This window comes from Ezakiella massiliensis, from assembly GCF_059862345.1.
On sequence record NZ_JCBCEO010000003.1, the window covers coordinates 145,207 to 163,277 of the forward strand.

At 33.0% G+C, this 18,071-nt stretch carries 14 protein-coding genes; all 14 read left to right on the forward strand.

Going from position 1 to position 18,071, the window contains the following annotated elements; genetic code table 11:
• The 14 genes from AC6FXG_RS05590 to AC6FXG_RS05655 all read left to right on the forward strand — a co-directional run bounded on the left by AC6FXG_RS05590 (position 1) and on the right by AC6FXG_RS05655 (position 18,071).
• Positions 1-951 carry an ABC transporter ATP-binding protein gene (locus AC6FXG_RS05590; RefSeq protein WP_500571874.1) on the forward strand — a complete coding sequence of 317 codons (951 nt, stop codon included), beginning with the start codon at positions 1-3 and terminating at the stop codon, positions 949-951.
• A complete protein-coding gene (locus AC6FXG_RS05595) occupies positions 948-1,913 on the forward strand; it encodes an ABC transporter ATP-binding protein (protein ID WP_500571875.1) in 966 nt (321 codons plus the stop codon). The genes AC6FXG_RS05590 and AC6FXG_RS05595 overlap by 4 nt, the downstream gene beginning before the upstream one ends.
• A 24-nt stretch (positions 1,914-1,937) precedes the next feature.
• Positions 1,938-3,608 (forward strand): ABC transporter substrate-binding protein, encoded by a 1,671-nt coding sequence (locus tag AC6FXG_RS05600; RefSeq protein ID WP_500571876.1) that lies wholly within the window; start codon positions 1,938-1,940, stop codon positions 3,606-3,608.
• A 133-nt stretch (positions 3,609-3,741) separates the two neighbouring features.
• Positions 3,742-7,281 carry an Ig-like domain-containing protein gene (locus AC6FXG_RS05605; protein WP_500571877.1) on the forward strand — a complete coding sequence of 1,180 codons (3,540 nt, stop codon included), beginning with the start codon at positions 3,742-3,744 and terminating at the stop codon, positions 7,279-7,281.
• On the forward strand, positions 7,282-9,789 hold the full coding sequence (locus tag AC6FXG_RS05610; protein WP_500571878.1) for a leucine-rich repeat domain-containing protein: 2,508 nt from the start codon (positions 7,282-7,284) through the stop codon (positions 9,787-9,789). It abuts the gene before it with no gap.
• 9 nt (positions 9,790-9,798) lie between these two features.
• Positions 9,799-13,398, forward strand: a complete 3,600-nt coding sequence (locus tag AC6FXG_RS05615) for a S8 family serine peptidase (protein ID WP_500571879.1) — start codon at positions 9,799-9,801, stop codon at positions 13,396-13,398.
• A gap of 350 nt (positions 13,399-13,748) precedes the next feature.
• Positions 13,749-13,898, forward strand: coding sequence for a 50S ribosomal protein L33 (rpmG, locus tag AC6FXG_RS05620; protein WP_075574760.1), 150 nt, complete (start codon positions 13,749-13,751; stop codon positions 13,896-13,898).
• A gap of 14 nt (positions 13,899-13,912) precedes the next feature.
• A complete protein-coding gene (secE, locus tag AC6FXG_RS05625; RefSeq protein ID WP_500571880.1) occupies positions 13,913-14,119 on the forward strand; it encodes a preprotein translocase subunit SecE in 207 nt (68 codons plus the stop codon).
• Between the two features lies 1 nt (position 14,120).
• The gene (nusG, locus tag AC6FXG_RS05630; RefSeq protein WP_500571881.1) at positions 14,121-14,672 is read left to right on the forward strand and encodes a transcription termination/antitermination protein NusG; all 552 of its coding nucleotides are present in this window, start codon (positions 14,121-14,123) and stop codon (positions 14,670-14,672) included.
• A gap of 60 nt (positions 14,673-14,732) precedes the next feature.
• Positions 14,733-15,158, forward strand: coding sequence for a 50S ribosomal protein L11 (gene rplK, locus AC6FXG_RS05635; protein ID WP_500571882.1), 426 nt, complete (start codon positions 14,733-14,735; stop codon positions 15,156-15,158).
• 15 nt (positions 15,159-15,173) lie between these two features.
• A complete protein-coding gene (gene rplA / locus AC6FXG_RS05640; protein WP_500571883.1) occupies positions 15,174-15,872 on the forward strand; it encodes a 50S ribosomal protein L1 in 699 nt (232 codons plus the stop codon).
• Between the two features lie 357 nt (positions 15,873-16,229).
• Positions 16,230-16,700 (forward strand): CtsR family transcriptional regulator, encoded by a 471-nt coding sequence (locus AC6FXG_RS05645; RefSeq protein WP_500571884.1) that lies wholly within the window; start codon positions 16,230-16,232, stop codon positions 16,698-16,700.
• The gene (locus tag AC6FXG_RS05650) at positions 16,693-17,136 is read left to right on the forward strand and encodes a UvrB/UvrC motif-containing protein (RefSeq protein WP_500571885.1); all 444 of its coding nucleotides are present in this window, start codon (positions 16,693-16,695) and stop codon (positions 17,134-17,136) included. Before AC6FXG_RS05645 ends, AC6FXG_RS05650 begins: the two co-directional genes overlap by 8 nt.
• Positions 17,133-18,071: an ATP--guanido phosphotransferase gene (locus tag AC6FXG_RS05655; RefSeq protein ID WP_500571886.1), complete on the forward strand. Its 939-nt coding sequence runs from the start codon at positions 17,133-17,135 to the stop codon at positions 18,069-18,071. Before AC6FXG_RS05650 ends, AC6FXG_RS05655 begins: the two co-directional genes overlap by 4 nt.

Here is an 18,071-nt window from a genome sequence, read left to right on the forward strand (position 1 = left end):
ATGATTGAGATTAAAGATTTAAATATTGTTTACAAAAACAAGGACAAGATCGTTCGCGCAGTCACAGATGCTAATTTGACTTTAAATGAAAATGAATCTGTGGGCATAGTTGGCGAATCAGGATCGGGCAAATCGACTTTGGCTCACGCTATCTTGCAAATTTTACCTGAAGGTACAAGAGTTGACGGAAATATTTTTTATAGGGGAGTGGACTTATTAAAATTATCTCCCAAGGAATTTAAAAAATACCGTTGGCAAAAAATAGCTATGGTCTTCCAAGCTTCTATGGATTTTTTAAGTCCTGTGCATAAAATTGGAGTCCAACTTACATCTATTTTAAATAACTTTGGATCATACAAAAAGTCTGAGGCAAAAAAAGTAATCGTGGATGCTTTAAATATGGTGAACTTGCCAGATTATATTTATGATAAATATCCGCATGAACTTTCGGGCGGTATGATGCAAAGGGTGGCAATTGCCACTGCATTTTTGCTTAAGCCTGAGCTGGTAATTATGGACGAGGCTACAACTGCTTTGGATATTGTAACTGAGCGGCAGATTATGGATGAGATTTTAGAATTGGAAGCTCAGACAAATATAACACGCCTGATGATAACTCATGACGTTTCCCTGGTGGCTAGCTCTGTTAAAAGAGTTGTGGTCATGTACGGGGGCAGGATTGTGGAAGTGGGGGATGTGATGGATGTATTTACAAAACCTTTCCATCCTTACACGGAATTATTATTAAATTCTTATCCAGATATGTACAAGGACAAGGAAAAGCTAATGAGTATACCAGGAACCATTGTAGACTTATCCAAAGAATATATGGGGTGCATCTTTAAAGATAGGTGTCCATACAGGAGCGAAATTTGCGATAAGGAAACTCCAAAGGTAGAGGTATTTGGATCAAGGCAAGTGGCTTGCTTTAACAAGAGGAATTTTGAATGAACATACTTGAAGTAAGAGATTTAAAAAAACATTATAAGACCAAGGATGGGATTTTAAAGGCCCTTGATGGGGTGAGCTTTGACTTGGATGAGTCCGAGGTCATCGGCATTGTCGGTGAGTCAGGCTCGGGCAAGAGCACGCTTGCTAAATGTGTTATTGGATTGGAGGAGCCCACATCTGGTCGGGTAAAATTTTTGGGCAGAGATCAAGAGGAATTTTTAAAGAAGGATAAGTTATCATTTAGGCGGAATGCTCAAATGATTTTCCAAAATCCCTTTGATGTTTTTAATCCCAAGAAAAAATTAAAAGCAACCCTGATGAATACCTTGAAGGTTCACAATATTTTAAAGACCAAGGAAGAGCGTTATGAATTTATAGTTGAGAGTTTAAAGGAGATTGGTTTTCCAAATGCAGAAGAGTATTTAAATCGTTATCCTGTTGAGCTTTCGGGCGGACAACTTCAAAGGATATCAATCCTTAGGTCACTTTTTTTAAATCCCAGACTAATAATTGCCGACGAACCTGTCAGTATGCTGGACGCGTCCATTAGGGCAGATATTTTAAATATGCTAATGGACATAAAGAAAAATGATAGTACAGGATTTTTATATATTAGTCACGACATACCAACTACTCAGTTTATTGCAGATAAAATATTTGTAATGTACTTGGGCAAAATCGTTGAGTATGCACCAACGGATGAAATTATCAACAATCCCAAGCACCCTTACACAAAGGCTCTTATATCTCACGTGGGCACAGTAGATCCACGGATAGAAATAAATAGAATAAAAATAAAGGGAGAAATCCCAAAACCGATTAATCTTGACCAAGGCTGCAGCTTTAAAAAACGCTGCTACAATCGCACAGATGTTTGCAATTGTCAAAGTCCAGAGCTCAAGAAAATCGCTGAAGATCATTATATTAGCTGTTTTAACCCAATAAACAGTTCATATAAATAATTTATTTTCAAATTAGGAGGAAATATGAAAAGACAATCAAAAGCAATAATATTTTTACTTATTGCCCTGCTATCTTTGACATCACTATTTGCTTGCAAAAACGATGCACCAAAGACTGATGAAACAAAACCAGCAGAAACAGAAACAAAGACAGAAGAAAAGACAGAAACAACAGAAGACAAGAAAGAAGAAGAAAAGGTAGAAAATACCGATGGTCCAGTAGAAGGCGGCACATTTATCGTTAGTCTTGGTAAGGAACCAAGCCAATTCAACCCATGTGCAACAGCTGACAACGCTGCTTACCAAATTATTCAAAACACTTTTAACAAACTTTTAAAGATTAATGGTAATGGGGAAATCATAAACGATCTTGCAGAATCTTATGAATATGAAGACGAAGGCAAGACTTTGATCTTCCACCTACACAAAGATGTTAAATGGCACGACGGCGAAGATTTTTCAGCCGAAGACGTAAAGTGGACCTTTGATGAAATCATGGACAAAAAGGGTTTCGCATCAAGCTCACTCTCATCTGTTGAAAGCGTAGAAGTTAAAGATAAAGATACAGTTGTATTCCACCTAAGCCAACCAGATTCAGGTCTACTTGGATACATTGCATGGATGGGAACATACATTATGCCTAAGCACATCTACGAAGGCACAGACTGGTTAACAAATGATGCTAATTACAATCCAATTGGAACTGGTCCATTTAAATTTGTTGAAATGGTTGAAGGCGAATCAATCACTCTAGAAAAGAATCCAGATTTCTTTGGAGAAGGACCTTATGTTGACAAGCTAATCTTTAAGATTATTCCAGACGGAAACACAGCTTACCAAGCTTGGTTAAACGATGAAATCGACCAAACTCTAGCAGGTGTACCAGCAACAGAAATTGAAAAGCTCAAAAAAGACGACAGATTTAGATTTGTTCCAAAATCATGGCCAAACAAATCCTACCTCTGCTTCAACATGGAAAGTGGAATCTTCACAGATAAAAACTTAAGAGAAGCTGTACTTTATGGTATTGACCGTGAAGACATCTTCAAGAGAGTTCTAAAAGAACAAGGCACAATTTCAGAATACTTTATCGCTCCAGAATATGCATGGGCAATTAACAAAGACGTAAAGAGCCCTGAAAGAGACCTTGCAAAAGCACAAGAATTAATTGAAGCTGCAGGTTACACAAAAGACGCAGATGGATATTATTTTGAAACAACAATCGATACCTTCCCTGGTTGGGATGATTTCGTAGTTGTTCTAACAGAACAATTCAAAGAAATGGGCATCAAATTAAACCACAACTCAATGGACGACCCAACTTATGATGAAAAAGTTCTAGAAAGAAAAGACTTTGACTTCACAGTTTTAGGTGGCTATATGGGACCAGACATCTCAGCAATGGGAATTAGATTTGTAACAGGCGGCCCAATGAACTATGGAAACTATTCAAACCCAGAACTCGATAAGGAATTCGAACTTGCAAATATTGCAACAGAATACGAAGACAGGGCAGTTCACTACAGAAGAATCCAAGAAATTCTATACGAAGATCTTCCAGTAGTTTACTTCTCAAACAAGGGCGTTGAATACCCAATCAAAAACTATGTAAAGGGATCACCAGCAGATGAAGCTACACCATACACAACAGAAGCAGAATTCTCAAGAGTATGGATCGATCCATCACTAAAATAATAATTAAATAGATATTGTAAGCCGAGGGAAAATGCTAAACCTCGGCTTAATTTCTATTCTTTATTTTTAAGAATTTAATTTTATTAAGCAAACATTAAATAAAAAGACTATATTATATTTTAGGAGGAAAAAAGTGAAAAAACGATTCCTAAGTATTTTATTATCAATATTACTTGCGTTCTGCTTTGTAACAAATACATATGCGGATAATTTTATTGATACTAACAAACACTGGGCACAGGCTTACATTGACTGGTGCCAAGAAAAAGGATATGTAAATGGCTATACGGATAATAGTTTTAAGCCAAATAATTTTATTATAAGATCAGAGTTTTCTAAAATAATTTCTAATTATTTAGGATTAAATGATGATTATGAAAGTAGGTTTATAGACGTAAATAAAGATGATTGGTTTTATAAACAAGTTACAAATCTTGATTACCTGAGTGCTTATGATATCCAAGGGGATTTATTTGAACCCAATAAAAAAGTTACCAGGGAAGAAGCTTTTTATATTATAGCAAGGGCATTAGGTATAAAGGGAGATGCTAATTTAATAGAATCCTATAATGATTACAAGGACGTAAATTATAAAGTTGAAGTTGCGGGACTAATAAGCTATGGCATAATTAATGGATGTGATGGAAATACTTTAAAACCAGGCGCATTTATTACAAGAGCTGAAATTTGTAAAATTATTTACTGCCTTGAACTTAATAAATATAAATACATCTCCGACAAGCAAGAAGAAAAAAACATTGAAAAAGCAGATAATAAGACAAATGATAAGGAAACTACAAAAGATAATTTAAACAAAGATAAGAGATATAAAAAACCTATTAATTATGGGATTAATCATGATTATGAGAAACCTATAATTACTAGAAAATACAAAATTTCATTTGAATTTATATCTGCAAGTTCAAATAAATCATTGCCTGAAGAAATTCTTATAAGAACGCCAAACGCAGTAAATGTTAATGAAGGTGAGTTTTATAATCCACCCGTTGTTGAGAACAATTATCAAACTAGTGAAGGTAAATGGATATTTAAGGGCTGGGCACCAGAAAAAATTTATGGAGTTTATGCTAATACAAATTTCGTAGGTATATGGGAATTCAAAAAAGCAGAAGCCAGCAAACACAAAATAGAGATAAATTTACCTAAAGGTAGGGAATCTGAAATAAAAGTTGAAGTTATTTCTGGTGATGAAGATGGCGATCTTATGGTTGAGGAAGGAAAAAAGGTTAAGTTAAAGTTTGATTTTCCATCTGAAAAAGAATACGAAGTATATTTTAATGGGAAACCTATCTCTTTAGATCAAGATAATACCTTTAGCTTTACAATGACTAATAATGGAGCTACTTTTGACATTAAGGATACAACTCCACATTCTGAAGGTTATAAATTAATTACCGATAAAGAAAAAATTGAAGAATCTAAAAATTCATACATTAAAATAAATACAGAAATATCAAAAGATAACAAGGCTTTAAAAGGGAAATCAATTAATTATAAATTATATAATTTGTTAACAAATGAAATTTTACACCTGGATTCAGAAGTGTCAAATTCAGCTGGAGAAAATGATTATTACTTTGCCTTGCCAGATTTCACTGAACCTGGACAATATATTTTGGCTATTAAAGCAGAAATGCCAGAGAATAATTACAAAGAAATTTCCGTTACTATAAAAGATGAAAATTTAAAAATCAAATCTCTTGAAAAATTAAATGATATTGAGGTATTTGAAGGTGATGAGCTAGTTCTTCCAAATTACGTCACAGCAACATATATAAATGATTTTAAGAGAAGGGTTAAAATTGAATGGGATATCCCAGACAATATAAATGAAATCGGTGAACATGAATTAATTGGCAAAGTAGAAGATTATGATGAGAAAGTAAAACTAAAAGTTATTGTAAAAGAGAAACCTGTTGTAATTACAAGTATTGAATTAATCGATACAATTAATTTGGAACTGGGAGAAGAATTAAAACTACCAAAAAAAGCTGTCGTAAATTTATCCAATGGTCAAAGAGAAGAAAGAGATATAACTTGGGAAGAAAATAATATTAACACCAATAAAATTGGTGAATATAAAGTATTTGGTAAAGTAGAAGGCTACGACAAAAAAATAGAATTAAAAGTTATTGTTTCAGAAAAACTTGATCTCATAATTAGCATGTATATAGCTGAAGGCCCTGGTAAAGATAGTATAGTTTATGATCAAAAAGAAGTAGAAGAGGTAATTACTACTAAGAAAAAAGGAGATTATACTGCAGATTATCGCATAATTGTAAATGGAATTGACGTGGATTTAATCGAGGAAACCAGTGTTGTGTCCGGTAAAGATTCTATATTTACTATTACTAGGAGACCTGATTATGAAGAAGCTGGATTTACTAATGCAAATGTTAGGATTTTTGGTAATGTAAAAAGTGCAGGTAAGGCGGACGCTATTATTACTGTTAAATTAAAAGACGGTAGGAAAGTAGAAAAAAGGATTCCATTTACTTTTGGAGCCCCAAAATCCAATCCGCTCTTTGCCATCAACCCTGATGATAAAGAGTTTAATATCGGCGAAGAAGTTAAGTTACCAGAGACTGTTCAAATAATGAATGCAGATGGTAAGAAAAACTGGACTAGTGTTAATTGGAATACAAACAATATTGATTTCAATGAAGAAAAAACTTATAGAATCGAAGGAACTGTTGGTGGACTTGATGAAAAAGTTTTTATAAACGTTAATATGAAAAAGGGAAAGGATGTAGTTTTAAAATTTAACTATGAAAGTTTTACCGTATACAAGGATGAAATTATTCCCGAAAATGGAGAAATAGAATTTAATATTGATGGAATTACTCTAGATGATATAAAAGATTATGAAATAAAAACTGATAATCCTAATATTGTAATAATAACTAGCCAAACAAAAAATGGATTAAAAATAAGTGCAAAAGCTAAGGCAGTAGGAGTGGGTCAAGCAAATATTATTGGGTATGTAAGGACAATTGACAACAAAACCAGTGAAATAAAGATTCCTGTAACTGTTAATAAAGCAAAAGAACCAGAGGTAAAATTTGAGGATTACACTTACACTCTTACTTGTGAGGATATGTCAGAAGAAATGTGGATGCCATATTCTGTTTTAAGATTAACCACTGATCCAGCTCTGCCAAAGGCATATTATTTTAAAGTTACTTTGCCAGATAATACTAAATCGTTCAGTCCTGCAAAAATAAATTCAACAGAAACTGCAGATGTAATGAAAACAAAAAAAGATTTGATAGGCAAGGAGCTAACAATATCTATTTATGAAAGTGCAAGCTCAAGCGAAGTTCTATATAGTTTTAAATATGTCTTAAAAGATGAAAAAGAAAATCCTGGGACTTCTGACTACACATACACTGTAGAGGCTGAATATGATGGTTATATGGGATACTATGTGTTTGTAAAATCAAATCGTACGGAGAGCCTGTATTTCAATATATTTAAGGGTGATAGTGCTATTTTATACGATCAGGAACCAATGATAAACTCAGAAGAGGATATGGGCTACGTATTTGGTGACTTGGACTTAAACTATGAATATACCATAGTTCTTTATAGTGATAAAGGAAGAACTGTTGAAGTAGACAGGTTCAAAGCAAAGATTGTAGAGAGGAATTAGATGATGAAGAAATTATTAAGAGTAATATTTGCAATATTAGTTCTTTCATCTTCTGTTTTTGCAAAGGAAGATGTTTATATTAATCTGGAAAGCAAAGAACTGATTACTACGAATCATCTGCACGAAACAAATATTAACTTAAAGAATCTGAGTGAAGATTCAAAGATAAATATTCGTTTTGATGTGGTAGATAAAGATGGGAAGATAGTAAATCAAACATCATATATAAGGGAGATTAGTAAAGAAGAAAGCCTTAGCCTTAAATCTTTAAACAAAATAACTAAAGATGCTTATTATATGAATATATATGTAGAAAAAAATGGCGAGGTTACTTCAAACACACTAAGAGTCCCTATTAAGGATAGGGACATAAATGCTCTTATTTTAAATATTGAACCGATAGAAAAATCTATTACAAATGAAGAAGAGTTTGAATTACCAAAACAAGCAAAAGCTTTTCTGTCAAATGGCGAATTAATTTTTGTAGATGTTGATTGGCAATTAGATGGAATAGATATTACAAAGCCAAGAGCTCATACAATATATGGGCTTGTAAAAGGTACAGATAAAAAAGCCAAGCTCATTTTAAATGTGAAAGAGATTGGAAAAATTACAGGAGTAAAGCCAGTAGTAATTAATAAAATCAATGAAGAGCCAATTGCTTTGCCTAAATATGTAATGGTTGAGTACTCTGATGGCCGTAGTAAAAAAGCTAAAGTAACTTGGGAATCATTTGATGCAAACAAGCTAACGGTTGGAGAAAATTATTTTACTGGAATAGTTGATGGCACAGACCTTAAAGCTAATCTTAAAATAATAGTAGAAAGAATTAATACAAGTGATCAGATAAGTTTTAAGAATAAAGAACTTGAAAACCTGATAAAAAAGAAAGCAGGACTTGAAAAGTTAACTCTAGAAAATTTATCAGCAATAGAAAAGCTTTCTTTTCAGTATCTGGAGTTTAGAAATACTGACTTAAGTGAGCTTAGATATTTAAAAAATTTGAAGGTATTAGATTTAAGCTTTTATTTTTCAAAAATAAATCTAGATGATATTTCTGATTTAAAAAATTTAGAAGAGCTTAATTTATATTCTGCTCAAATCAGTAGCCTAAATGGTATAGAGGGTTTAGTTAATTTAAAAACATTAAATCTTATAACATGTTCACAGATAAAAGATTTAACCCCTGTTTCTCGCTTTGAAAAATTAGAAAATATATATATTTCGGGTACTGCTGTTAAAAACATTGAAGCACTTGATATTCCAACTTTAAGAAATGTTGAACTTGGCAAAATAGATATTGGAGACTACAGTCCACTTCTTGGGATTGAGAATTTAAAAGTTGATGTTGCGATTGAAAAAGAAGTTCTTGTTGATGGCATTCTAAAAAAAGATGTTAAGATAGGAGAAAAGTACTATCTTCCATACAAGGCTGAAATAAATGGTAAGATTACTAGAATCAATTGGGATGAAAAGGTTTTTGAAGGCAATGAAGATAAAACGGTAGAAGGAATTACCGAAGATGGAAAAAGAGTAAAGGCATTTATAAGCTTAAACAAAAATTTTGAAGATAGAGTTATAAGTTTCCCAGACAAAGCTTTGGAAAAAGCAGTCAGAAATGCAATTGATAAATATAAAGGTGATATTTATCTGTCAGATGTAATTAATCTAAAAGAGCTGGAAGCACTTGCGCTAGGGATTACAAATTTAGATGGTATAGAAAACCTTGAAGGCTTAGAGAAATTGTCCTTGTGGGCCAACCATATTGAGTCTCATCAACTTGCAAAACTAAAAGGTCTTAAGAATTTGAAGTATTTAGATATTTCAAATAATTATTTAACGGATATTCCACTTGGTACATTTGTAAAAATGAATAATTTAATTGAGCTAGTCCTTGATGAGAATAAAATTTCATTTATTGACGAAAATGCTTTTGATGGTTTAAACAATCTTGAAAACTTGTTGATAGAAGAAAATAAAATCTCAAATATCAACTTTGTAAAAAATTTGACCTCACTAAAGTTTTTGTTCTTAAGATACAATAATATAAGTGATATAAGTCCTGTGAAGAATTTGGTAAATGTAACTAGCTTGTGGTTAACAAGTAATAACATTTCAGATATTAGTCCAGTGGCAAATATGAAGGATTTAGATTGGTTTAATATAAAAGATAATAAAGTTTCTGATCTCAGTCCTTTGAGCGGAAAAGCAAATTTATATAGAATTGATTTTTCAAATAACAATGTAAAAGATATATCAATGTTTAGCGATAATCTAAAGATGGAATGGTTTGCTGCGGATAACAATAAAATAGAATCTGTTGAGCCATTAAGAAAGCTTACAAATCTGACATCTTTGCAGTTGAAAAACAATGAAATAAGATCATGTGAGCCATTAAAAGATTTGGTTAATCTAAGAATTCTATATCTTTCAGGAAATAAAATTACAGATTTTAGCCCTGTATGGCATTATGCTAAAGATATTAAAGCTAAAGATTTTATTAACTAGGAGGGTACAATGAATAAAAATAAAATTTTATCAGTAGTCCTATCTTTACTATTTCTCTTGACATCATTACCAGGTATAAATGCTAAGGGAGAGCCCATTGATAAGGTCTCTCTTCTTCAAGATATGTTGAATGAAGCACCTAAAGAAGTTTTAGAAATTCATGATGAGAACATGACTAATGGAGAGTCGGCTGACGAAGAAATTGAGATAATGATAACAATCAAAGCTCCTTGTTATTTAGACCTAGCTAATGAAGATTACATGGATGAGAATATAAAAAACAGGGTCTTAGATTCTCAGAAAGGCATTATTAAAAATATAAAATCAATTAATGAGGCTGCGAAAATTAAGAATAGATATTACTATGCTACTAATGGTCTTAGTGTAATTACTAAGAGAAAATATGTGAAAAAAATAGCATTAATTGATGGAGTAAAAGAAGCCAAAGAAGCAGTTATTTATACAAAGCAAATGTCAGGTATTAGCAGCGAGCTAGGGATGGCTGAGATTTATAGAGACCTGGGACTGAAAGGTGAAAAAATAGTTGTTGCTGTTTTAGATAGTGGTATTGATGCTTCACATAAAGATATGAGATTAAGTCCAGGCAGTGAAAAGTTTTCTAAGAATGAAATTGAAAAATTAAAAAAGGAAAATAAAATTTCCTATGGTTTATACTCTAGTGACAAAGTTCCTTTTGCCTACAATTATGCTGACGGAAACAATCAAGTCAAAGAAGCATTCTCTACCTCACCAGGTTATAGTCATGGCATGCATGTTGCAGGCATTATAGGTGCAAATTGTGCAAGTGAGGAAGAAATAAAAAACAAAAAAGGAATAAGGGGTATTGCTCCTGAAGTTCAATTGTATAATATGAAAATATTTTCAAATGATCCTAACAAAGGAGCTAGTGAAGGAGATATTGTTCAAGCAATTGAGGATGCGATAAAATTAAAGGCTGATGTAATAAATATGAGCTTAGGTATGTCTGCTGGTTTTACCAATCCTAGTGACCTTCAACAAGAAGCAATTAAAAAAGCTAGAGAACAAAATGTAATTGTTGTCACAGCTGGTGGAAATGCTGCCTTTAGCACTTATCCTAATGAGGATAATCGGTCTATTGATAACGGAACGGTAGCAACTCCAGGATTATCTCTAGATTCGATTCAAGTTGCAAGTTTTGACAATAAAAAGAAAACAGTTGATGTATTTAACACTACAGTTGAAGGACAAGATAAAAAGATTCAGTTTTTTAAATCAGACTCTGATCCAATTTTGATGAATAATTATGATGGGATAGTAGATTGCAACTTAGGCAGGCAACAAGATATAGAAAACCTTGATTTAAAGAACAAAATTGCCATAATAAAAAGAGGAGAAATTGAGTTTAAGGATAAAAAACTCAATGTTCAAAATAAAGGTGCAATTGGCGCTATTATTTTTAACAAGGATGGTGATGATGAACTTTTGCAAAATATATCTACAGATCCTAAGGTAAGCATACCAACAATTTTTATTTCTAATAGCTCCGGTAAGTATATCATTGATAATATTGAAAAAATAAATATTAAATTTTCAGATAGTCTTGAAGACATGGAATTTTCAGATGACAACTATTTATCTAATTTCTCCTCTTGGGGGCCAACTCCAGATTTAGAGATGAAGCCAGATTTATCTTCTATTGGTGGCAGTGTATTTTCAACTGTGAATGATAATAAATATAAGAACATGAGTGGCACGTCGATGGCGGCTCCTGTTGTATCTGGCTTGACTGCTCTTATGATTGAAAAATACAAAGACATAGGACTAGACAACTATCAAAACTATATTAAAACAGCTTTAATGAATACGGCTGATATTAAGTATCAAAATGGTATTTATGTTGATGTAAGAAAACAAGGAGCAGGATTTGTAAATATAAATAAAGCTTTAGCTGCGGATGTATTCTTCACTTGTAAGGGTCTTCCTAATATTACTTTAAAGGAAATAAATAGCAATAAAGACTTAATTATTAAAATAAAAAGTATTTCAGACGAGAAAAAGGACTTCAAGGTCAGTTTTGTAGGTAATGGCTTGTCTTACAATGGGCCTGATTCAATAAGTATAAATCCGAATGCGGAAAATGAAATGAGCGTAAGCTTTTCACCTACAGGAGAGAAAAATAGGTTTGTAGATGGTTATTTGACTTTTGAAGATGACCAAAAGAAATACAGCCTACCAGTATTAGGGTTTTATGGAGACTTCTCTAGTCTGCCAATGTTTGATAATAAACAAAATAACAATCCAATCTTTAAAGAAACGGGTTTATACTCTTCTATAAGCGAAGGATATTTTAAAAAGCTTATGCCACTTGAAGGCATTATTGATGAGAGCTTGTATGCAATGAATCCACAGGATGCAAATGCCTATAATAATGTTTTAGTAAAATTTACTTTGCTTAGAAATGCTAAATATTTAAAAATAAATATTGAAGATGTAGATGGAAACGAAATAAAAATAATAGATGAACGTGAAAATTTAAGTAAAGATGTAAAAATTGATCAAGAAGTCATGGCTAAAGTCAATTTTTATTGGCAATGGAGTGGGGGAATATATGATAAAAAGCTTGGAGTTAAAAAACCGATTGATGAAGGCCAATATTATATAAATGTTTATGCTAAACCTGACTTTACAGGTGCCAACATGCAAAAACTTAGCTTTCCAATAAAGATTGATAAAACATCTCCGAAGGTTGAAGTGGCAGATTTATTTTTTATAGATAGTCCTGAATTCGAATTAAATATTAAAGCGAAAGATGAAGGTATCGTTGACTCTAAAATAAACACATTCTTATTTTTATTAAATGGTAAAAAATATGAAGAAGATGGTGAATTTATTTTTAAAATATCTAATGAAAACGATTATTATAAAAAGAAGTTTGTATTAAATCACTCTCTTAACACAATTGATATTGGAGTAACTGACCATGCTCGCAATATGGCGTACGCACAAACTAGAATAATTGCTAGAGATTTATCTAAAATAAAAGTAGAACCTAAAAAAATAACCTATGATAATAAAACACCATTTATTATTCAATATGACATCGATGATAGCAGTGTTATAAATTATGAGATTTGTTTGGATTCATGGGACAATGTAATTGAAAATACTGATAAAAAGGAATTTATTTTTGATAAAATGGTACAAAATCAAAGCCATAAGATTATTATAAAAGCGCTTGATAAAGATGGAAACATTGTTGATGCAACCTATATAGATATGGATGTAGACAATAGTACGAGCTCTGGTAGCGAAGATTCCATAAATTTAGATTATTTAACCAATAAATACTCATTTAAAAATGGGGATTTATTTGAAGGTAAAATCAAAGTTAAAAACGAGCAGTCAAAGGAAGAAAAAATAACTCTAATAGTTTCATTATATGATCAGCAAAACAAATTTATAAATTCAGCTGTGGCTGAAAAAGTTTTAAAATCAAATGAAGAATCGATTCTATCTGCAAAGATAAAAGTGCCGATGGAGGGAGATTATAAGATTAAAATACTTGTTTGGAAAGGTCTTGATGAAATGGAAACAATGATTCTACCAGTTATAGTTAATCAGAGGTAACCATCTTATAATTAATTTAAATAAAAGTGGCAAGATTGTGCTGCCCCATTATATCCGTGTCCGGGTTTGTGAGTGCATATCAATCTTGCCACTTTTTGTTTGCCTCTCTATATATTTTCTGCGATTGAAAAAATATTTAACATGTAATTTTTAATTGTTCATAATTTTAAAAAATTTTTTTTCGCCTGCATTTTTATATTTAATTTTTCATTGCATAAAATATTTTTAATAAAATAAGAAAAACTTTTGAAAAATAGCCTTTTTGCGTTGACAATCAGAAATATTTAATGTATAATTAGGTGTAATTGTTTTGCCCCCAAGTGTGCGGGCATTAAACGGGAGGTGGAAAGATGAGAGACATGATTACTTTGGAATGCACTGAATGCAAACAAAGAAATTACAGAACTTCCAAGAACAAGACTCACACAACTGATAGAGTTGAGCTCAAGAAATACTGCAAGTTCTGTCAAAAGCACACCGTTCACAAGGAAACCAAGTAGAAAGGAATTTTAAAATGGCAAACGAAAATGCAAATAAGAAAGGTAAGTTAGCGACTTATTTAAGAGGCGTTCGCCTTGAAACAAAAAAAGTTGCATGGCCTACAAAAAAAGAACTATTTAACTATACTCTTACAGTGCTTGTATTTAGCGTTTTGTTTAGTATCTTAGTTTATCTACTAGACCTTGGAATTGGTTACGTCTACAGTTTGATTTTAAAGTAGGATGACTGAGTTGTTAGGCAATAACGAAGAGAGAAGAAAAGACGCTAAATGGTATGTGGTTCACACATACAGCGGACACGAAAACAAAGTTAAGGCGACTATCGAACAAATGGTTGCTAGCAGAGGTTACAAGGATAATATTTTTGAGGTAATAGTTCCGATGGAATCTTATCAAGACAAAAACAACCCTGGCAAATTAAAGACCAGAAAGTCTTTCCCAGGCTATGTGCTTGTCAACATGATAAATGACACCGAGAGCTGGTTTTTAGTGCGTAACACTAGAGGAGTTACCGGCTTTGTTGGACCTTCGGGTGACCCAGTTCCTTTGACTGATCGCGAGCTAAAGAGTTTAGGTATGACTGATGAAATTCCTAAAAAACCGGTCGATGTTGAAATTGGAGACAGAGTTTTAGTTATGACTGGTCCTTTTAAGGATAAGGTAGTCGAAGTTAAAGAAGTTAAAAAAGAAGAGAGAATATTAAAAGTATTAGTAGACATGTTCGGTCAAGAAAATATAGTTGATATTGACTATGACCAAGTTGAAAAAATCTAATTAATTTGAAAGTGTGGCAGATACTCTCCTATCGGACCACAATATACTAAGGAGGAAATTATGGCTAAGAAAGTTTTAGCATTAGTTAAATTGCAAATTCCAGCAGGTAAGGCAACTCCTGCACCACCAGTAGGTACAGCTCTTGGACCTCACGGTGTTAACATTGTGCAATTTACAAAAGAATTTAACGCAAAGACAGCTGACCAAGCAGGTTTAATTATCCCTGTTGTACTCACTGTTTACCAAGACAGATCATTCACATTTATTACAAAGACCCCACCAGCAGCAGTTCTAATTAAGAAAGCTCTTAAAATTGAATCTGCATCAGGCGAACCAAACAAGAAAAAAGTTGGTAAGTTAACAAAGGCTCAATTAAAAGAAATTGCTGAAATCAAGATGCCAGACTTAAACGCTGCATCAATTGAATCAGCTATGAGACTTGTTGCAGGTACTGCAAGAAGCATGGGCGTAGAAGTAGAACAATAGTAGGGGGTTAATATAATGAGAAGAGGAAAAAAATATCAAGAAGCTGCTAAGCAATTTGATAGATTTGAGCTTTATGATGCAAATAAAGCTATTCAAAATGTATTAAAGGGTTCAACAGCAAAATTTGACGAAACAATTGAATTACACGCAAGACTTGGTGTTGACGGCAGACACGCTGACCAACAAGTTCGTGGTGCTATCGTTCTGCCACACGGAACAGGACAAGAAGTTCGCGTACTTGTAATTGCAAAGGGCGACAAGGAAAAAGAAGCTCAAGAAGCTGGAGCAGATTTTGTTGGCGCTGAAGATATGATTGAAAAAATCCAAAATGAAAACTGGTTTGATTTCGATACACTTATCACAACACCAGACATGATGGGTCTTGTAGGTAGACTTGGTAAGGTTCTAGGACCTAAGGGCTTAATGCCAAACCCAAAGAGTGGTACAGTTACAATGGATGTTGCAAAGGCTGTTCACGAAGTTAAGGCTGGTAAAGTTGAATACAGACTTGACAAATCAAACATCATCCACACCATCATTGGTAAGAAGAGCTTTGGTGAGGAAAAACTTAAGGAAAACTTAGATGCAATTATGGAAGCTATCGTAAAAGCTAAACCAGCAGCTGCAAAAGGTAAGTACCTAAGATCACTCACAGTTTGCTCAACAATGGGACCTGGAGTTAAATTAGCTACAAGCCAATTTGAAAACAAATAAGATTGAAATTATTTTTGCCACCCGCAAGGGTGGCTTTTTTATTGGATAAATTCATTTTATTTTGAAAAATATTTTTGCAGGATAAATTTTTGATGCTTAGGATATTTAAAAAAATAATTTTTTTGATAAAGCGTTTGAGTTTAAGTTTGATTTGAAATTGAATTTGAAAAAAGTTTTGGATTTAAAGTTTAGTTTTACATGGAATAGATTTTTAAAATATTTTTGCGATTTGAAGTTAATTTTAACAAGAAAGAGACTTGTAAGATGTAAATTATATTTAGTAATAGGCCTTGTTTAAATAAAAATTCCTCTGGGTATTAATAGTTAAAGAAAGTCAAAGTCAAAGGAGTGATTTAATTGGCAAGGCTTACCGATATTATAGAAGATTTTTTAAAAGAGATGCTTGAAGAGAGCGGTGGATATGTAGAGGTCAGGAGAAACGCCCTGGCAGATTCATTTAAGTGCTCGCCATCTCAAATTAATTATGTTTTAGAGACTAGATTTCAGCCGCAAATGGGCTACTATATCGAAAGTAGACGCGGCGGCGGTGGATATATATCAATTGAGAAGATTAATTTAACGACCACAAGCGATTTTGAATCCATGCTTGTGGATACAATTGGTGATTCAGTTACGGCTAGTGAGGTGGACTTGATTTTGGATTCGCTCCGTGATTCGGGTATTATTACAAAAAGAGAATCCGCGATTATAGCTAGCAGTTTGAGCGACAGGAGCTTGGATGTTAGACCAGGCGAGAAGAATATGCTCCGGGCATCCATTTTGAAAAATATATTGCTGGTGCTTGCAAAGGAGAGTGAAGATGAATAATTTTTTTAATTTTAATAATTTTGAATATGATGATTTTAAAAAGCTTCCTCTTGAAGAATTAAAAGAAATGTTTAATATAGGTGAGGATTCCAATATTGATGTCAAGGTTATCTTTAACAATCAGATTATGAACCTGATTAAGGAATTGGAAAACTCCATGGAAGAGAAGGATATTAATGAGATTACCTGCCCAAACTGTGGAACCAAGCTGAGTGAATTAAAAATTACGCAAATGGCTGGCTGTGAGGTTTGCTATTCCTGCTTTAAAAATGAAATTGAAAACTTATTGAAGAGCAAAAATTTAATGCCAACTACAAGGGAAAATTCAAAGAAATCTTATCTAGATGACTTGAAGAAGGAATTGGATATAGCGATTAGAACTGAAGACTATGAGAGAGCCCAAGAAATCAAGGCCATGATGGAGAATATAGAATGATTATTAGTGGTTACAATGTAGACCTGATTCGCAATGTGTCGGGTTATAAGTATGTAGAGAAGATGAATTGGAACGAGCGGTCTGACCTTAGGGATAAGATTATAAGCGCAGCTGGTGCGGTGGAAGTTCCTCTAAAATACATTCCTTCCTATAGGAATATGCAGGATGAGATTAATTTTATCCAAGAGATGAATCTCTTGTCCATGAATATTACAGAAGAGACTGATCCATCAATTCTCTATAATGAAGAGGAAAATATTTTTATTATTATTAATGATGTTGACCACATTCTGATGAGCGCCAAGGCAGATTCTTGGGACACTGCTTATCAGAAGCTAAAGCCTATTGAAAAGAATTTATCAAGTAATTTTACCTTTCAAAAGGACAGGAATTTTGGATATCTGACTGCAACTACTCCCCTTTGTGGCAATGGTTTGGTTTTTGATGTCCTCTTGCACCTGCCGGCTATGATGAACAAGAACAGGATTTTGACCCTGATAAAGAAGATAATGAAGATGCCAGGGGCTATGTTATTGCCATTTAACAGTGGGTCAAGGCCATCTGCATTTTTTGTCCTCAGAATGATTTCCAAGGGCAATATTGAAAAAGAATTAAATTTTATGAAAAATATTGCAGAAGAGCTTTGCATTATGGAAACCGCAGAGAGGGAAGACCTAAAAGGAGACGAGGAATTTATTTCCTATATCAAGGATAGAATTGATAAGTATAAGGCCATGGAAGCTGTGAGCTTTGTAGACTTTCTCAGAGTTGTGGACGACATAACTATTTACAAGGAAGCCATTGGCGAGAGAATTGAAGCGGAAAAAATTAATTCTCTCCTGGTAAACACCCAGCCCGAACATTTAAAGACCAAGGGCATCATGAATGAAGAACTAGAAAAATACTATTACAAAAAGATTTTTGAACTATTATAA